The 15,397-nt window shown below is 67.6% G+C and carries 9 protein-coding genes; 6 read left to right on the top strand and 3 right to left on the bottom strand.

Annotated elements, in window-relative coordinates:
• Positions 1-90 precede the first annotated feature (90 nt).
• From smc to def, 4 genes are all read left to right on the top strand, one after another.
• Entirely contained in the window at positions 91-3,603 is a 3,513-nt protein-coding gene (gene smc, locus DM992_RS10230; protein ID WP_111016719.1) for a chromosome segregation protein SMC, read from the top strand.
• Between the two features lie 85 nt (positions 3,604-3,688).
• Positions 3,689-4,966 (top strand): cell division protein ZipA C-terminal FtsZ-binding domain-containing protein, encoded by a 1,278-nt coding sequence (locus tag DM992_RS10235; protein WP_111016720.1) that lies wholly within the window; start codon positions 3,689-3,691, stop codon positions 4,964-4,966.
• Between the two features lie 165 nt (positions 4,967-5,131).
• Entirely contained in the window at positions 5,132-7,207 is a 2,076-nt protein-coding gene (ligA, locus tag DM992_RS10240) for an NAD-dependent DNA ligase LigA (RefSeq protein WP_111016721.1), read from the top strand.
• Entirely contained in the window at positions 7,204-7,737 is a 534-nt protein-coding gene (gene def / locus DM992_RS10245; protein WP_111016722.1) for a peptide deformylase, read from the top strand. Before ligA ends, def begins: the two co-directional genes overlap by 4 nt.
• A gap of 118 nt (positions 7,738-7,855) precedes the next feature.
• Here the strand turns inward: def and DM992_RS10250 are convergent, their stop codons facing one another.
• Genes DM992_RS10250 through map form a run of 3 tightly spaced genes read right to left on the bottom strand, consistent with a single transcriptional unit; the run spans position 7,856 to position 13,146 of the window.
• Entirely contained in the window at positions 7,856-9,691 is a 1,836-nt protein-coding gene (locus tag DM992_RS10250; RefSeq protein ID WP_111016723.1) for a pseudouridine synthase, read from the bottom strand.
• Between the two features lie 16 nt (positions 9,692-9,707).
• Positions 9,708-12,284: a [protein-PII] uridylyltransferase gene (locus tag DM992_RS10255; protein ID WP_111016724.1), complete on the bottom strand. Its 2,577-nt coding sequence runs from the start codon at positions 12,282-12,284 to the stop codon at positions 9,708-9,710.
• 46 nt (positions 12,285-12,330) lie between these two features.
• Positions 12,331-13,146, bottom strand: a complete 816-nt coding sequence (gene map, locus DM992_RS10260; RefSeq protein WP_034184742.1) for a type I methionyl aminopeptidase — start codon at positions 13,144-13,146, stop codon at positions 12,331-12,333.
• A 379-nt stretch (positions 13,147-13,525) separates the two neighbouring features.
• On the opposite strand from map, the gene rpsB reads away from it, so the two are divergent.
• Both rpsB and tsf read left to right on the top strand, forming a co-directional pair.
• Complete coding sequence (gene rpsB, locus DM992_RS10270) at positions 13,526-14,266, top strand: 30S ribosomal protein S2 (RefSeq protein ID WP_011352461.1); 741 nt, start codon at positions 13,526-13,528, stop codon at positions 14,264-14,266.
• 162 nt (positions 14,267-14,428) lie between these two features.
• Positions 14,429-15,310 carry a translation elongation factor Ts gene (gene tsf, locus DM992_RS10275; protein WP_111017879.1) on the top strand — a complete coding sequence of 294 codons (882 nt, stop codon included), beginning with the start codon at positions 14,429-14,431 and terminating at the stop codon, positions 15,308-15,310.
• Positions 15,311-15,397 lie beyond the last annotated feature (87 nt).

Below are 15,397 nucleotides of genomic sequence, written 5' to 3' on the forward strand. Positions count from 1 at the left end.
GAATTCCGGGGCGCGTCGCGCGCATGGGCCGTCCGGCCACGCGCAGCGCGGCCTCGTCCGTTTCACACCTTCTTCACATCCGATACCGCCGTGCGTCTGAGCTCGATCAAACTCGCTGGCTTCAAATCCTTCGTCGATCCCACGCATTTCCAGGTTCCGGGCCAGCTTGTCGGCGTGGTGGGCCCGAACGGGTGCGGCAAGTCCAACATCATCGACGCCGTGCGCTGGGTGCTCGGCGAGTCGCGCGCTTCCGAGCTGCGCGGCGAATCGATGCAGGACGTGATCTTCAACGGCTCGACCGCCCGCAAGCCCGGCAGCCGCGCAAGCGTCGAGCTGATCTTCGACAACTCCGACGGCCGCGCGGCCGGGCAGTGGGGCCAGTACGGCGAAATCGCCGTGAAGCGCGTGCTGACGCGCGACGGCACGTCGAGCTACTACATCAACAACCTGCCGGCCCGCCGCCGCGACATCCAGGACATCTTCCTCGGCACCGGCCTCGGGCCGCGTGCATACGCGATCATCGGGCAGGGCATGATCGCGCGGATCATCGAAGCGAAGCCGGAAGAGCTGCGCGTGTTCCTCGAGGAAGCCGCGGGCGTGTCGAAGTACAAGGAACGCCGCCGCGAAACCGAGAACCGCCTGCACGACACGCGCGAGAACCTGACGCGCGTCGAGGACATCGTCCGCGAACTCGGCGCGAACCTCGAGAAGCTCGAGGCGCAGGCCGTCGTCGCGACCAAGTACAAGGAACTCGTCGCCGACGGCGAGGAGAAGCAGCGCCTGTTGTGGCTGCTGCGCAAGAACGAGGCCGCCGGCGAGCAGCAGAAGCAGCAGCGCGCGATCGAGCAGGCGCAGATCGACCTCGAGGCGCAGACGGCGAAGCTGCGCGAGGTCGAGTCGCAGCTCGAGACGCTGCGCGTCGCGCATTACTCGGCGAGCGATGCGATGCAGGGCGCGCAGGGTGCGCTTTACGAAGCGAATGCCGAGGTGAGCCGCCTCGAAGCCGAGATCAAGTTCATCGTCGAATCGCGCAATCGCGTGCAGGCGCAGATCGCCGCGCTGAACGCGCAGCGTGAGCAATGGCGCGCGCAGGCCGAGAAGTCGCAGGACGAGCTCGAGGAAGCCGAAGAGGCGCGCGCGATGGCCGACGAGAAGGCCGCGCTCGCAGAGGACAACGCAGCAGCGAAGCACGACGCGCTGCCGGCGCTCGAGGCAAAGTGGCGCGACGCGCAGGCGCAGCTCAACGACGAGCGCGCGCGGATCGCGCAGACCGAACAGGCGCTGAAGCTCGAAGCCGCGCACCAGCGCAACGCCGACCAGCAGCTCCAGCAGCTTCAGCAGCGCCATGAGCGCCTGAAGAGCGAAGCAGGCGGGCTCGATGCGCCGGACGAGGCGCAGCTCGAAGAGCTGCGCATGCAGCTCGCCGAGCAGGAGGAAATCCTCGCCGAAGCGCAGGCGCGTCTCGCCGACGCGCAGGAAACGGTGCCGCGCCTCGACGGCGAACGCCGCGCCGCGCAGGAGCGCGTGCAGGCCGAAGGTGCGCAGATCCACCAGCTCGAGGCACGCCTCGCCGCGCTGAAACAGCTTCAGGAAAACGTGCAGACCGAAGGCAAGGTGCAGCCGTGGCTCGACAAGCACGAGCTCGGCGCGCTGCCTCGCCTGTGGAAGAAGCTGCACGTCGAAGCGGGCTGGGAAGCGGCGCTCGAAGCCGTGCTGCGCGAGCGCCTCGCCGCGCTCGAAGTGTCGAATCTCGACTGGGTCAAGGCGTTCGCCACCGATGCGCCGCCCGCGAAGCTCGCGTTCTACGCGCCGCCCGCGGCCGGTGAGCCGCCTGCGGCGGTGGCCGGGCTGCGTCCGGTGCTGTCGCTCGTGCGCATCGACGACGCGGGCATTCGCGCGGTGCTGAACGACTGGCTCGGCAACGTCTATGTCGCCGACGACGTCGCACAGGCGCTTGCGACGCGCACGCAACTGCCGGCAGGCGGTGCATTCGTCGTCAAGGCCGGCCATATCGTCACGCGCGTCGGTGTGCAGTTGTACGCGGCCGATTCGGAGCAGGCCGGGATGCTGGCCCGCCAGCAGGAAATCGAGAACCTGACGCGCCAGGTGCGTGCGCAGGCACTGCTCGCCGACGAGGCGCGCACGGCCGCCGTGCGCGCGGAAGCCGCGCATACGCAGGCCACGCAGGCGCTCGGCGACGTGCGCGCGCAGGCCGAGCGTGCGACGCAGCGTGTGCATGCGCTGCAGATGGACGTACTGAAGCTCGCGCAGGCACACGAGCGCTATACGCAGCGCAGCACGCAGATCCGCGAGGAACTCGAGGAAATCGGCGCGCAGATCGAAGAGCATCGCGCGCTGCGCGCGGAGTCGGAAGCGAATTTCGAACGCTTCGACGGCGAACTCGCGGAGCTGCAGGCACGCTTCGAGGACAACCAGCTCGCATTCGAATCGCTCGACGAATCGCTGACGCATGCGCGTCAGGAAGCGCGTGACCTGGAGCGCGGCGCTAACGACGCGCGCTTCGCCGCACGCAACGCGGTGACCCGGATCGACGAGCTCAAGCGCAGCATCCAGGTTGCGCACGAGCAGAGCGAGCGGGTCGCCGCGTCGCTGGAAGACGCGCGTGCCGAGCTCGAGACGATCAACGAGCAGACCGCGCACACCGGCCTGCAGGACGCGCTCGAGATTCGCGCGGTGAAGGAAGAAGCGCTGCAGGCCGCACGGATCGAGCTGGACGACCTGACCGCGAAGCTGCGCGCGTCGGACGAGCAGCGTCTCGTCGCCGAGCGCTCGCTGCAGCCGCTGCGTGACCGCATCACCGAGCTGCAGCTGAAGGAGCAGGCCGCGCGTCTGTCCGTCGAGCAGTTCGCCGAGCAGCTCGCGACGGCCGAGGTCGACGAGGCCGCGCTGAGCGAGAAGCTGACGCCGGATCTGAAGCCGTCGTACCTGCAGGGCGAGGTCACCCGGCTCAACAATGCGATCAACGCGCTCGGCCCGGTGAACATGGCCGCGCTCGACGAGCTGAAGGCCGCGAGCGAGCGCAAGGTGTTCCTCGACGCGCAGTCGGCCGACCTGATCGACGCGATCACGACGCTCGAGGACGCGATCCACAAGATCGACCAGGAAACCCGCACGCTGCTGCAGGGTACCTTCGACGAGGTCAACCGCCACTTCAGCGACCTGTTCCCGCGCCTGTTCGGCGGCGGCCAGGCGAAGCTGATCATGACGGGCGACGAGATCCTCGATGCCGGCGTGCAGGTGATGGCGCAGCCGCCCGGCAAGAAGAACGCGACGATTCACCTGCTGTCGGGCGGCGAGAAAGCGCTGACCGCGACCGCGCTGGTGTTCGCGATGTTCCAGTTGAACCCGGCGCCGTTCTGTCTGCTCGACGAGGTCGACGCGCCGCTCGACGACGCGAACACCGAACGTTTCGCGAATCTCGTGCGCGCGATGTCCGACAAGACCCAGTTCCTGTTCATCTCGCACAACAAGATCGCGATGGAGATGGCGCAGCAACTGATCGGCGTGACGATGCAGGAGCAGGGCGTGTCGCGGATCGTTGCGGTGGACATGGAAACCGCAGCGGGTTTTGCCCAGAATTGACGTTTGACGAAACCGGATCGCGTTCGCGCGGCGCATGGGCGCCCGTTCGCGGTCCCGACGAAAAAGAATTGCTGATGGAGCGTGCATGGACGAGTTGACACTCGGTTTGATCGGCGCGGGCGCCGTCGTGGTGGGCGGCGTCGTGGTCTACAACGCATGGCAGGGCGCGAAGGTGCGACGCAGGATGCCGCGCCCGATGCCGGAGGAAGCGGCCGAGGCGATGAACCGCCCCGAGCGCGACGAAGAGTTGCCGTTCATCGAACCGGTGCGTCAGCCGGTGCGCCGCGAGCCCGCGGCACCGGTCGCCGCGGCTGCCGCGCCGGTCGAAGCCGCGCGCGTCGAACCGACGTTCGGCGGGGCCGCCGTGGGTGGGGCGGCGCCTGCGGACATGCCGGCCGATCTGCAGGCCGAGGCGACCGGCGCCGACCTGCCGTCCGAGTCGGCCGAACCGGCCGCCGGTGAGGAAGCGGTGCCTGCCGCCGCGCACGAACCGGCCGAGTCGTCCGAACCCGTGCTGCCGGCGGCGACGACGATCTCGTCGACGCCGCCCGCGATCGTTGACCGCCGGATCGACTGCATCGTGCCGATCCGCCTCGCCGGGCCGCTGCCGGGCGACAAGATCCTGCCGGCCGCGCAGCGGCTGCGTCGTGCGGGCAGCAAGCCCGTGCACATCGAGGGCAAGCCGGAAGGCGGTCAGTGGGAGCTGCTGCAGAACGGCGTGCGCTACGAAGAGTTGCGCGCGGCCGCGCAGCTCGCGAACCGCAGTGGCGCGCTGAACGAGCTCGAATTCTCCGAATTCGTGACCGGCGTCCAGCAGTTCGCCGACACGATCGACGGTGCACCGGAATTCCCGGACATGATGGAGACGGTGGCGATGGCGCGCGAACTCGACGCCTTTGCCGCGCAGTGCGATGCGCAACTGTCGATCAACGTGATGTCGGACGGCGCGCCGTGGTCGGCGAACTACGTGCAGGCAGTCGCGTCGCAGGACGGGCTGCTGCTGTCGCGCGACGGCACGCGTTTCGTGAAACTCGACGCGAAGCAGAACCCCGTGTTCATGCTGCAGTTCGGCGACACGAACTTCCTGCGCGACGATCTCACGTACAAGGGCGGCAACATGATCACGCTGGTGCTCGACGTGCCGGTCGCGGAAGAGGACATCCTGCCGTTCCGGCTGATGTGCGATTACGCGAAGTCGCTGTCCGAGCGGATCGGCGCGCGGGTCGTCGACGATTCCCGCCGGCCGCTGCCGGAGTCGACGCTGCTGGCGATCGAGCAGCAGTTGATGAAGCTATACGCGAAGCTCGAGGAAGCCGGCATCCCGGCCGGTTCGCCGGTCACGCGCCGCCTCTTCAGCCAGTAACGCGACGTCGCGGGCGACGGGCTTCGGCGCCGTCGTCCGTCGTGGCAGCGTACGCGTTTCGTGTGCGCTGCAGCACGCTGATCCGGCGCGCATTGCACGCCCCGCCGCGGCGTCAAACTGAGATAATCGGGCATCCGATTTTCTCAGAACGAATCTGCCGCCAGCATGGCCCGAACCCAAGCCGAACCGCCAGCCAGCCAGCCCGACGCGCGCGCCGCGTGGCTGCGCGACCAACTCGAGCGGGCGAACTACGCCTATTACGTACTCGACCAGCCGGATCTGCCCGACGCCGAATACGACCGGCTGTTCCGCGAGCTGCAGCAGCTCGAAACCGACCATCCCGAACTCGTGACACCCGATTCGCCGACGCAGCGCGTCGGCGGCGAAGCGGCCGGCGGCTTCACGCCGGTCGTCCACGACGCGCCGATGCTGTCGCTGAACAACGGCTTCGCCGACGAGGACATCGTCGCGTTCGACAAGCGCGTCGCCGACGCGCTCGACAAGACGACCGATCTCGCCGGCTCGGTGACGGAGCCCGTCGAATACGCGTGCGAACTGAAGTTCGACGGGCTCGCGATCTCGCTGCGCTATGAGCACGGCGTGTTCGTGCAGGCGTCGACGCGCGGCGACGGCACGACGGGCGAGGACGTGACCGAAAACGTGCGCACGATCCGCTCGATCCCGCTGAAGCTGAAGGGCAAGAACGTGCCGGCCGTGCTCGACGTGCGCGGCGAGGTGCTGATGTTCAAGCGCGATTTCGCACGCCTGAACGAACGCCAGCGCGCGGCCGGGCAGCGCGAATTCGCGAACCCGCGCAATGCGGCGGCCGGCAGCCTGCGCCAGCTCGACTCGAAGATCACCGCGCAGCGTCCGCTGTCGTTCTTCTCGTACGGAATCGGCGTGCTCGACGGGATGCCGATGCCCGACACGCACAGCGCGCTGCTCGACTGGTACGAAGCGCTCGGCCTGCCCGTGAATCGCGAGCGGGCGGTCGTGCACGGTGTTGACGGGTTGCTCGGCTTCTTCCGCAAGATCGGCGAGAAGCGCGAGTCGCTGCCGTACGACATCGACGGCGTCGTCTACAAGGTCAACCGGCGCGACGAGCAGGAGCGCCTCGGCTTCGTGTCGCGCGCGCCGCGCTTCGCGCTCGCGCACAAGTTCCCCGCACAGGAAGCGCTGACGAAGCTCGTCGCGATCGACGTGCAGGTCGGCCGCACGGGCGCGATCACGCCGGTCGCGCGCCTCGAGCCGGTGTTCGTCGGCGGCGCGACCGTGACCAACGCGACGCTGCACAACGAGGACGAGGTGCGTCGCAAGGACATCCGGATCGGCGATACCGTGATCGTGCGCCGCGCGGGCGACGTGATCCCCGAAGTGGTCGGCGCGCTGCTCGACCGACGCCCGGGCGATGCGGCCGAATTCGTGATGCCGACCGAATGCCCGGTGTGCGGCTCGAAGATCGAGCGGCTGCCGGACGAGGCGATCGCGCGCTGCACGGGCGGCCTGTTCTGCCCGGCGCAGCGCAAGCAGGCGCTGTGGCACTTCGCGCAGCGCCGCGCGCTCGACATCGACGGGCTCGGCGAGAAGATCATCGACCAGCTCGTCGAGCTGAATCTCGTGCGCACGCCGGCCGACCTGTTCAATCTCGGCTTCGCGACGCTCGCCGAGCTCGACCGGTTCGCCGAGAAGTCCGCACAGAATCTGCTCGACTCGCTCGAGAAGGCGAAGCACACGACGCTCGCGCGCTTCATCTACGGGCTCGGCATCCGTCATGTCGGCGAATCGACCGCGAAGGATCTCGCGAAGCATTTCGGCTCGCTGACGCCGATCATGGATGCATCGATCGACGAACTGCTCGAAGTCAACGACGTCGGGCCGATCGTCGCCGAGTCGCTCCACCAGTTCTTCGCGGAAGAGCACAACCGGACCGTGATCGAGCAGTTGCGTGCGCCGGGCAAGGTCACGTGGCCTGAAGGGCCGCCCGCGCCGAAGGCGCCGCAGGGCGTGCTGGCCGGCAAGACCGTCGTGCTGACGGGCACGCTGCCGACCCTCACGCGCGATGCGGCGAAGGAGATGCTTGAAGCGGCGGGCGCAAAAGTTGCGGGCTCGGTATCGAAGAAGACGGATTACGTGGTCGCGGGCGCCGAAGCCGGCAGCAAGCTCGCGAAGGCCGAGGAACTCGGCATCCCCGTGCTGGACGAAGACGGACTGCACCAACTCCTGGAGGGCAATACGCCATGATTCGCGAGATCCTGAAGATGGGCGATCCGCGCCTGCTCGAAATCGCCAAACCGGTCGAGCGGTTCGATACACCCGAGCTGCACGAGATCGTCGCGGACATGTTCGAGACGATGCACCATGCGAACGGCGCCGGGCTGGCCGCGCCGCAGATCGGCATCGGGCTGCAGATCATCATCTTCGGCTTCGGCAACAACAACCGCTACCCGGATGCGCCGCCGGTGCCCGAGACCGTGCTGATCAACCCGAAGATCGAGTACATGCCGCCGGACATGGAGGAGGGCTGGGAAGGCTGCCTGTCGGTGCCGGGCATGCGCGGCGTCGTCAGCCGCTACGCGAAGGTGCGCTACAGCGGCTTCGACCAGTTCGGCGCGAAGATCGATCGCGTCGCCGACGGTTTTCACGCGCGCGTGGTCCAGCATGAATACGACCACCTGATCGGCAAGCTGTATCCGATGCGGATCACCGACTTCACGCGCTTCGGCTTCACCGAGGTATTGTTCCCGGGGCTCGATCCGGCGGCAGACGACTGATCGGCGCGCGGGGCGGCCAGCCGGCGTGCTGCCGGCACCCTTTTCGCGATGTTCGACGGCAACAAAAAACCCGCTTGCGCGGGTTTTTTGTTGCGTGGTGCACGTTGCGTGCCCGTGGTCAGAACGTCTCGTCGGCCGACAGATAGCGCCATTGCCCCTGCGGCAGCGCACCCAGCATCACGCGGCCCATCCGCACGCGCTTGAGGCCGACCACGTCGAGACCGACCAGTTCGCACATGCGGCGGATCTGGCGCTTCTTGCCTTCGCGCAGCACGAAGCGAAGTTGCTCGCCGTTCTGCCAGCTCACCATCGCGGGCTTCAATGCGACGCCGTCGAGTTCGAGGCCGTGGCGCAGCTTCGCGAGCGATTCCGCGGGGAAGTGCTGGTCGATGTCGATGAGCCGTTCGCCGAAGCGCACGCGCACCAGGTACTCCTTGTCGATGTCCGACTGCTCGCCGATCAGCTGCTTCGCGATCCGGCCGTTCTGCGTCAGCACGAGCAGGCCGGTCGAATCGATGTCGAGCCGGCCGGCCGGCGCGAGCGCGTGCAGGTGCTGCGGCGAGAAGCGCAGCGGCGAATGATCGCCGCTCCAGTGGTTCCCGCGCGTGATCAGCACGGCCGCGGGCTCGTAGCCGTCTTCCGCCTGACCCGATACATAGCCGACCGGCTTGTGCAGCAGGATCGTCACCTGCGCGGCCTGCGCGGCGCTCGCGCGCTCGTCGATCTCGATTTTCTGGTCGGCGCGCACCTTGGTGCCGAGCGTGTCGATGCGTTCGCCGTCGACGAGCACCCAGCCCTTTTCGATCCATTCGTCGGCTTCGCGGCGCGAGCACATGCCGAGCTCGGACATCCGCTTCGACAGGCGCATCAGGCCCGTTTCGTCACCGTAATCGGTGTCGGCAGCCTGGCGCTTGACGGGTTGCGCGGTCTTCAGGCCCGCGCCGGACGTGCGGCGTTCGCCGTCGCGTGCAGGGCGAGCCGGGCGGTCGCCGAAGCTCCGCTTCGCGCCTTCGCCGGCCGCCTTGTCGCGATAGGGCGTGCGCTTGGCGTCGTCGGCGCCTGCGCGGCGCGGTCGGGCATCGTCGTCGCTGCGACGGGGCGGGCGGTCGGACGACGTACGGCGGTCGCCGAAGCTGCGCTTCGCGCCTTCGCCGGCTGCCTTGTCGCGATAGGGCGCGCGCTTGGCGTCGTCAGCGCCTGCGCGGCGCGGTCGGGCATCGTCGTCGCTGCGACGGGGCGGGCGGTCGGACGACGTACGGCGATCGCCGAAGCTGCGTTTCGCACCTTCGCCGGCTGCCTTGTCGCGATAGGGGGTGCGCTTGGCGTCGTCGGCGCCTGCGCGGCGCGGCCGTGCATCGTCGTCGCTGCGACGGGGCGGGCGGTCCGAAGGCGTACGGCGGTCGCCGAAGCTGCGCTTCGCGCCTTCGCCGGCTGCCTTGTCGCGATAGGGCGCGCGCTTGGCGTCGTCGGCGCCTGTGCGGCGCGGCCGTGCATCGTCGTCGCTGCGACGGGGCGGGCGATCGGACGATGAGCGACGGTCGTCGAAACTGCGCTTGGCGCCTGCGCTGGTTGCATTGTCACGATAGGGCGCACGCGCGCCGCCTTCGGCGCCCGCGCGGCGCGGCCGCGCATCGGCGTCGCTGCGACGAGCCGGGCGCGAGTCGGGCTTGCCGTCAGCGCTGCGATAGCCGCGTTCGGTACCGCCGTCGCGCGGCGCACGCTTGGCCGTTGCGCGATCCGCGCCCGGGCGCTCGGCGCCCGCGGCACCGCGTGGCTTGAACGTGCGTTCGCCGGCGGCTGCCGGGCCCGACGCCTTCTTCGGGCGGGCCGGCTTGTCTGCCGCGGGCGGCGCAGCGGGGCGCACCGCCTTGCGGGCGACGAGGCTGCCGGAGCGGACAGGTGCGCGAGTCGGCGACGCCGGCCGCGGATTCTTGACGGTCAATTTGGTGCGCATAAACGCTGGGATTCATTCAGACTGCGATCGCACGCAGCAATTCGGTTTCGAGCTGGATCTGCAGGCGGTTGTCGGACAAGCCGGCGCCCGCGAGCAGGAAGATGTCCTCGACGCGTTCGCCGAGCGTATTGATCCGCGCCGCATGGACGCCGATCCGATGCTCGGCGAGTACGCGCGCGATCGAATAGAGAAGGCCCGGCCGGTCGTTGGCGGACACGGACAGGATGTAGTACTGGCCGCGCTCGTCGGCCCGCAGGTCGACGCGCGGCGTGATCGGAAAGGTTCGGGACAGCCTCGACAGGCGGCCCTTGGACGGCTCCGGCAGCGGTCCGGTTTCGGCGAGCCGCGTCGCGAGCTGCTGTTCGACGAGATTCGCGATGTCGCGGTACCGCACGTCGCGTTCGGTCTGCGTGACGATGAAGTTGTCGAGCGCATAGCCGTGCCGCGTCGTGCTGACGCGCGCGTCGAGCACCGACAGCCCGTTGCGGTCGAAATACGCGCAGATGCCCGCGAACAGGTCGGGGCGGTCCTTCACGTACACGAGCACCTGCAGCGCATCGCCGATCGGCGACGGCCGCGCGCGGACGATCGCGGTTTCGGCGTTCACGTGCCGGTACAGCACACGCGTCTGCCAGGCGATGTCGGCCGCATCGTGACGCAGGAAGAAGCCCACGTCGAGCTGGTCCCACAGCGCGCGGTGCGCGTCGTCGGGCACGGTCTCGAGGCGCAGCAGCGCGAGCGCCTGTTCCTGCCGCGACTTCAGCTCCGAATGCGCGTCGGGGTTCGCGCCGCCGAGCACCGCGAGCGTGATGCGGTACAGATCCTCGAGCAGCTTGCCCTTCCACGTGTTCCACACCTTCGGGCTCGTGCCGCGGATATCGGCGACGGTCAGCAGGTAAAGCGCGGTGAGGCGCCGTTCGTTGCCGACGAGTTCGGCGAAGCGCTTGATGACTTCGGGATCGCTCGTGTCCTGCTTCTGCGCGACCTGGCTCATCGTCAGATGATGCTGGACGAGCCATACGATCAGCGCCGCGTCGTCGCCGGCGATCCGGTGTTCGCGGCAGAAGCGCCGCGCGTCGGCCATCCCGAGCGTCGAGTGGTCGCCGCCGCGGCCCTTCGCGATGTCGTGGAACAGCGCCGCGACATACAGCACCCACGGACGGTCGAAGTTGCCGATCAACTGGCTGCAGAACGGGTATTCGTGCGCATGCTCGGCGACCGCGAAGCGGCGGATGTTGCGCAACACCATCAGGATGTGCTGGTCGACCGTGTACACGTGGTACAGGTCGTGCTGCATCTGGCCGACGATGCGGCGGAAGTTCAGCAGATAGCGGCCGAGCACGCTCGTCTGGTTCATCAGCCGGAACGCGTGCGTGATCCCTTCGGGCTGTTGCAGGATCCGCATGAACGTGTGGCGGTTCTGCGGATCGCGGCGCCACGCGTTGTTCATGATTTCGCGCGAGTTGTACAGCGCGCGCAGCGTGCGCGCGGACAGGCCCTTCACGCCGCGGGTCGTTTCGTACAGCAGGAACGCTTCGAGGATTGCATCGGGATGGCGTTCGAACACGCCGTCGTCGACGATCTCGAGCATCCCCTGCTTCTCGACGAAGCGGTCGGGCGACAGCACGCGCGTGATGCCGCTCGTCGCGGGGAAGAGCTGCGCCTCGATGTTCTGGATCAGGATCGTCGCGAGCTGCGTGACGGCTTTCGCGGCCCAGTAATAGCGGCGCATCAGTTGCTCGCTCGCGCGCTTGGCCTGCGTCGGCTGGTAGCCGAAGCTCTCGGCGGCCTGCGTCTGCAGGTCGAAGACGAGCATGTCCTGGCGGCGGCCGGCGATCACGTGCAGCCGCGCGCGGAGCGTCTTCAGGAAGCCTTCGTTGCGGCGCAGCTCACGCGCTTCGCGATCGGTGATGAGGCCGCGCGTGTCGAGCTCGCGCCAGCTGCTGCCGAAACCCGCTGCGCGTGCGATCCACAGGATCGTCTGCAGGTCGCGCAGCCCGCCGGGGCTTTCCTTCACGTTCGGCTCGAGGCTGTACGGCGTGTCCTGGAACTTCGCGTGTCGCTGGCGCATCTCGAGCACTTTCGCGGTGAAGAACGCGCGGGCGTCGAGCGCCTCGTGGTAGCGCACCGTGAAGCGCTCGAACAGCGCGGTGCTGCCGACGATGCGGCGCGCTTCCAGCAGCGAGGTTTGCACCGTGACGTCCTGCGATGCCTCCTCGATGCACTGCGCGACCGTGCGCACGCTGCTGCCGATCTCGAGGCCGAGATCCCATGCCATCCCGATGAAACGCTCGATGCGCGGGTCGAGTGCCGGGTCGTGCGCGTCAGGCAGCAGTACGAGGATGTCGACGTCGGAATAAGGGGCGAGCTCGCCGCGCCCGTAGCCGCCGACGGCGATGAGCGCAAGCGTCGCCGGCAGCCCGCAATCGTCCCACACGCGCTTCAGTGCGTCGTCGGTGAGTTTCGACTGCGCGTGCATCAGCGACGCGACGTTCGTCGCGCGGCGAAAGCGCTCGAGCAGGTCGGCTTTGGCGGCCTTGAATTCGGCGCGCCGCGACAGCGCGTCGGGCGAGGGGGCGGCGTGAGCGCTCATGGGCGGCCGTTCATGTGGGGGGCGGGGCGGGCTGGCGCGACGGCGCTCAGACTGCGGCGGCCGGTTGCGCGAACACGGGGCGCGCCGGCGTGCCGGCCGACACGGTCAGCACTTCGTAGCCGGTTTCGGTGACGAGCACGGTGTGCTCCCACTGCGCGGACAGACTGCGGTCGCGCGTCTTGACCGTCCACTGGTCGGGCATCGTGCGGATGTCGCGCTTGCCGGCGTTGATCATCGGCTCGATCGTAAAGATCATCCCGGGCTTCAGCTCGATGCCCGTGCCCGGACGGCCGTAGTGGACGACCTGCGGATCTTCGTGGAACACCGTGCCGATGCCGTGGCCGCAGTACTCGCGCACGACGCTGTAACCCTGCGCTTCCGCGTGCTTCTGGATCGCGTGGCCGATGTCGCCGAGGTGCGCGCCGGGCTTGACCTGGTCGATGCCGAGCCACATGCACTCGTAGGTGGTCTGCACGAGGCGTTTCGCGAGGATCGAGCCCTCGCCGACGATGAACATCCGGCTCGTGTCGCCGAAGTAGCCGTTCTTGATCACGGTGATGTCGATGTTCAGCGCGTCGCCGTTCTTGATCACCTTCTCGCCGGGAATGCCGTGGCAGATCACGTCGTTGACCGAAATGCAGGTGGCCTTCGGGTACGGCGGATAGCCGGGCGGCTGGTAGTTCAGCGGCGCGGGGATCGTGCCCTGTTCGTTGAGCATGAACTCGTGGCAGAGGCGATCGAGTTCGGCGGTCGTGATGCCCGCGACGACGTGCGGCGTGATGAAGTCGAGCACTTCGCTCGCGAGACGGCAGGCGACGCGCATCTCGGCGATATCGTGTTCGTTTTTGAGCGTAATAGTCATCGAGGTATGCCTGGAATGCGGTGAATTGATGGATTATCGCACCTTATGGCGGGCGTCGCAGCCCCTGCCGGCCGTGCCGATGCGGGTTTTCGCGGATTGTCCGGCCGGCTGCCGCGCGGCAAGCGAAAGTAGCGAGCGACTTGAGAGCCGACAAGTCGGCGTGCTATACTCTTTGGCTAAGTCGATATCCAAATGCCGAGTTTGCCCCATGTTGGGGCGGCATCGCGGTGACAGGCTTACGGCACGGGCGTTTTGCACGTGCCGAATCGCAAGCCGGCGCAACCAGGGTGCCGGCCGCGCGGAATTCGTTGCCTTTTGGGGCAGGTTCGCGCGGCGGTACGGCGGCCGGCTTAAGACCCAACCCTCGTGGAGAATTCACATGGCAGTTACGATGCGCCAAATGCTGGAAGCGGGTGTCCACTTCGGTCACCAGACGCGCTTCTGGAACCCGAAGATGGCACCGTTCATTTTCGGTCACCGCAACAAGATTCACATCATCAACCTCGAAAAGACGCTGCCGATGTTCACGGACGCACAGAAGTACGTGCGTCAGCTGGCAGCGAACCGCGGCACGATCCTGTTCGTCGGCACGAAGCGCCAGTCGCGCGACACGATCGCCCAGGAAGCGCAGCGCGCGGGCATGCCGTACGTCAACGCACGCTGGCTCGGCGGCATGATGACCAACTTCAAGACGCTGAAGGTGTCGATCAAGCGCCTGAAGGACATGGAAGCGGCCGTCGAATCGGGCGAAACCGAGAAGATGAGCAAGAAGGAAGCGCTGCTGTTCGAACGTGAAATCGCCAAGCTGCAGAAGTCGATCGGCGGCGTGAAGGACATGGGCGGCATTCCGGACGCAATCTTCGTCGTCGACGTCGGCTACCACAAGATTGCCGTCACCGAAGCGAACAAGCTGGGCGTGCCGGTCATCGCCGTGGTCGATACGAACCACTCGCCGGAAGGTGTGGACTACGTGATCCCGGGCAACGACGACTCGAGCAAGGCAGTCGCGCTGTACGCGGAAGGCGTGGCCGACGCGATCCTGGAAGGCCGTGCGAACGCGGTCAACGAAGTGGTCCAGGCGGCGCGTGGCGACGACGAGTACGTCGAGGAAAACGCGTAACTGGCCCCGAGCCGGCGCAAAAAGGGGGCTCTCAACAGGCCCCCTTTTTTTAAGCTTGTGCGCCGGACCTGATCGCGCCGAATCGGCGCGGGTCCGGAAACGAATCTCGGCCGTTCGCGTCCAAGCGGGCGGCGTTGTGAATACAGACTCAAGGAGCGAATGATGGCGGCAATTACCGCAAGCATGGTGGCAGAACTGCGCGCAAAGACCGACGCACCGATGATGGAGTGCAAGAAGGCGCTGACGGAAGCCGACGGCGATCTGGCCAAGGCTGAAGAGCTGCTGCGCGTCAAGCTCGGCAACAAGGCGAGCAAGGCGGCATCGCGCGTGACGGCCGAAGGCGTCGTCGCATCGTTCGTCGGCGGCAACGCAGGCGCGCTGGTCGAACTGAACTGCGAAACCGACTTCGTCGCGAAGAACGACGACTTCCTCGCATTCTCGAAGACGGTCGCCGAACTCGTCGCGACGCAGAACCCGGCCGACGTGGCCGCGCTGTCGGCACTGCCGCTCGAGGGCTCGACGGTCGACGCAGTGCGCCTGGCACTGATCGGCAAGATCGGCGAGAACGTGTCGATCCGCCGTTTCGTCCGCTTCGAAACCGCGAACAAGATCGCAACGTACCTGCACGGCGCACGCATCGGCGTGATCGTCGAGTACACGGGTGCGCAAGAGCAGGTCGGCAAGGACGTCGCGATGCACATCGCGGCAATGAAGCCGGTCGCGCTGTCGTCGGCCGACGTGCCGGCCGAGCTGATCGAGACGGAACGCCGCGTGGCCGAGCAGAAGGCTGCGGAATCGGGCAAGCCGGCCGAGATCGTCGCGAAGATGGTCGACGGTAGCGTCCAGAAGTACCTGAAGGAAGTGTCGCTGCTGAACCAGACGTTCGTGAAGAACGACAAGCAGACGATCGAGCAGATGCTGAAGGCAGCGGATTCCGCCGTGCAGAAATTCGCGCTGTTCGTCGTCGGCGAAGGCATCGAGAAGCGCCAGGACGACTTCGCCGCCGAAGTGGCCGCGCAAGTCGCAGCAGCAAAGCAGCAGTAAGCAGTCAGGCAGTACCCGCGGCGGGCGTCCGCTCCGCCGCGGCCGGCGCCGCCGCCGGCTGGCCGGGAACCCCGGTCCGGCCGTCGG

It is taken from the genome of Burkholderia sp. JP2-270 (assembly GCF_003233675.1).
In the GTDB taxonomy this organism is placed as follows: Bacteria; Pseudomonadota; Gammaproteobacteria; order Burkholderiales; family Burkholderiaceae; genus Burkholderia; species Burkholderia pyrrocinia_C.

Excerpts from the sequence above, each read along its gene's own strand:
- rpsB (WP_011352461.1), top strand. The coding sequence starts at position 13,526 with ATGGCAGTTACGATGCGCCAAATGCTGGAAGCGGGTGTCCACTTCGGT.
- map (WP_034184742.1), bottom strand. The coding sequence starts at position 13,146 with ATGACTATTACGCTCAAAAACGAACACGATATCGCCGAGATGCGCGTC.
- DM992_RS10235 (WP_111016720.1), top strand. The coding sequence starts at position 3,689 with ATGGACGAGTTGACACTCGGTTTGATCGGCGCGGGCGCCGTCGTGGTG.
- DM992_RS10255 (WP_111016724.1), bottom strand. The coding sequence starts at position 12,284 with ATGAGCGCTCACGCCGCCCCCTCGCCCGACGCGCTGTCGCGGCGCGCC.
- DM992_RS10250 (WP_111016723.1), bottom strand. The coding sequence starts at position 9,691 with ATGCGCACCAAATTGACCGTCAAGAATCCGCGGCCGGCGTCGCCGACT.
- ligA (WP_111016721.1), top strand. The coding sequence starts at position 5,132 with ATGGCCCGAACCCAAGCCGAACCGCCAGCCAGCCAGCCCGACGCGCGC.
- tsf (WP_111017879.1), top strand. The coding sequence starts at position 14,429 with ATGGCGGCAATTACCGCAAGCATGGTGGCAGAACTGCGCGCAAAGACC.
- def (WP_111016722.1), top strand. The coding sequence starts at position 7,204 with ATGATTCGCGAGATCCTGAAGATGGGCGATCCGCGCCTGCTCGAAATC.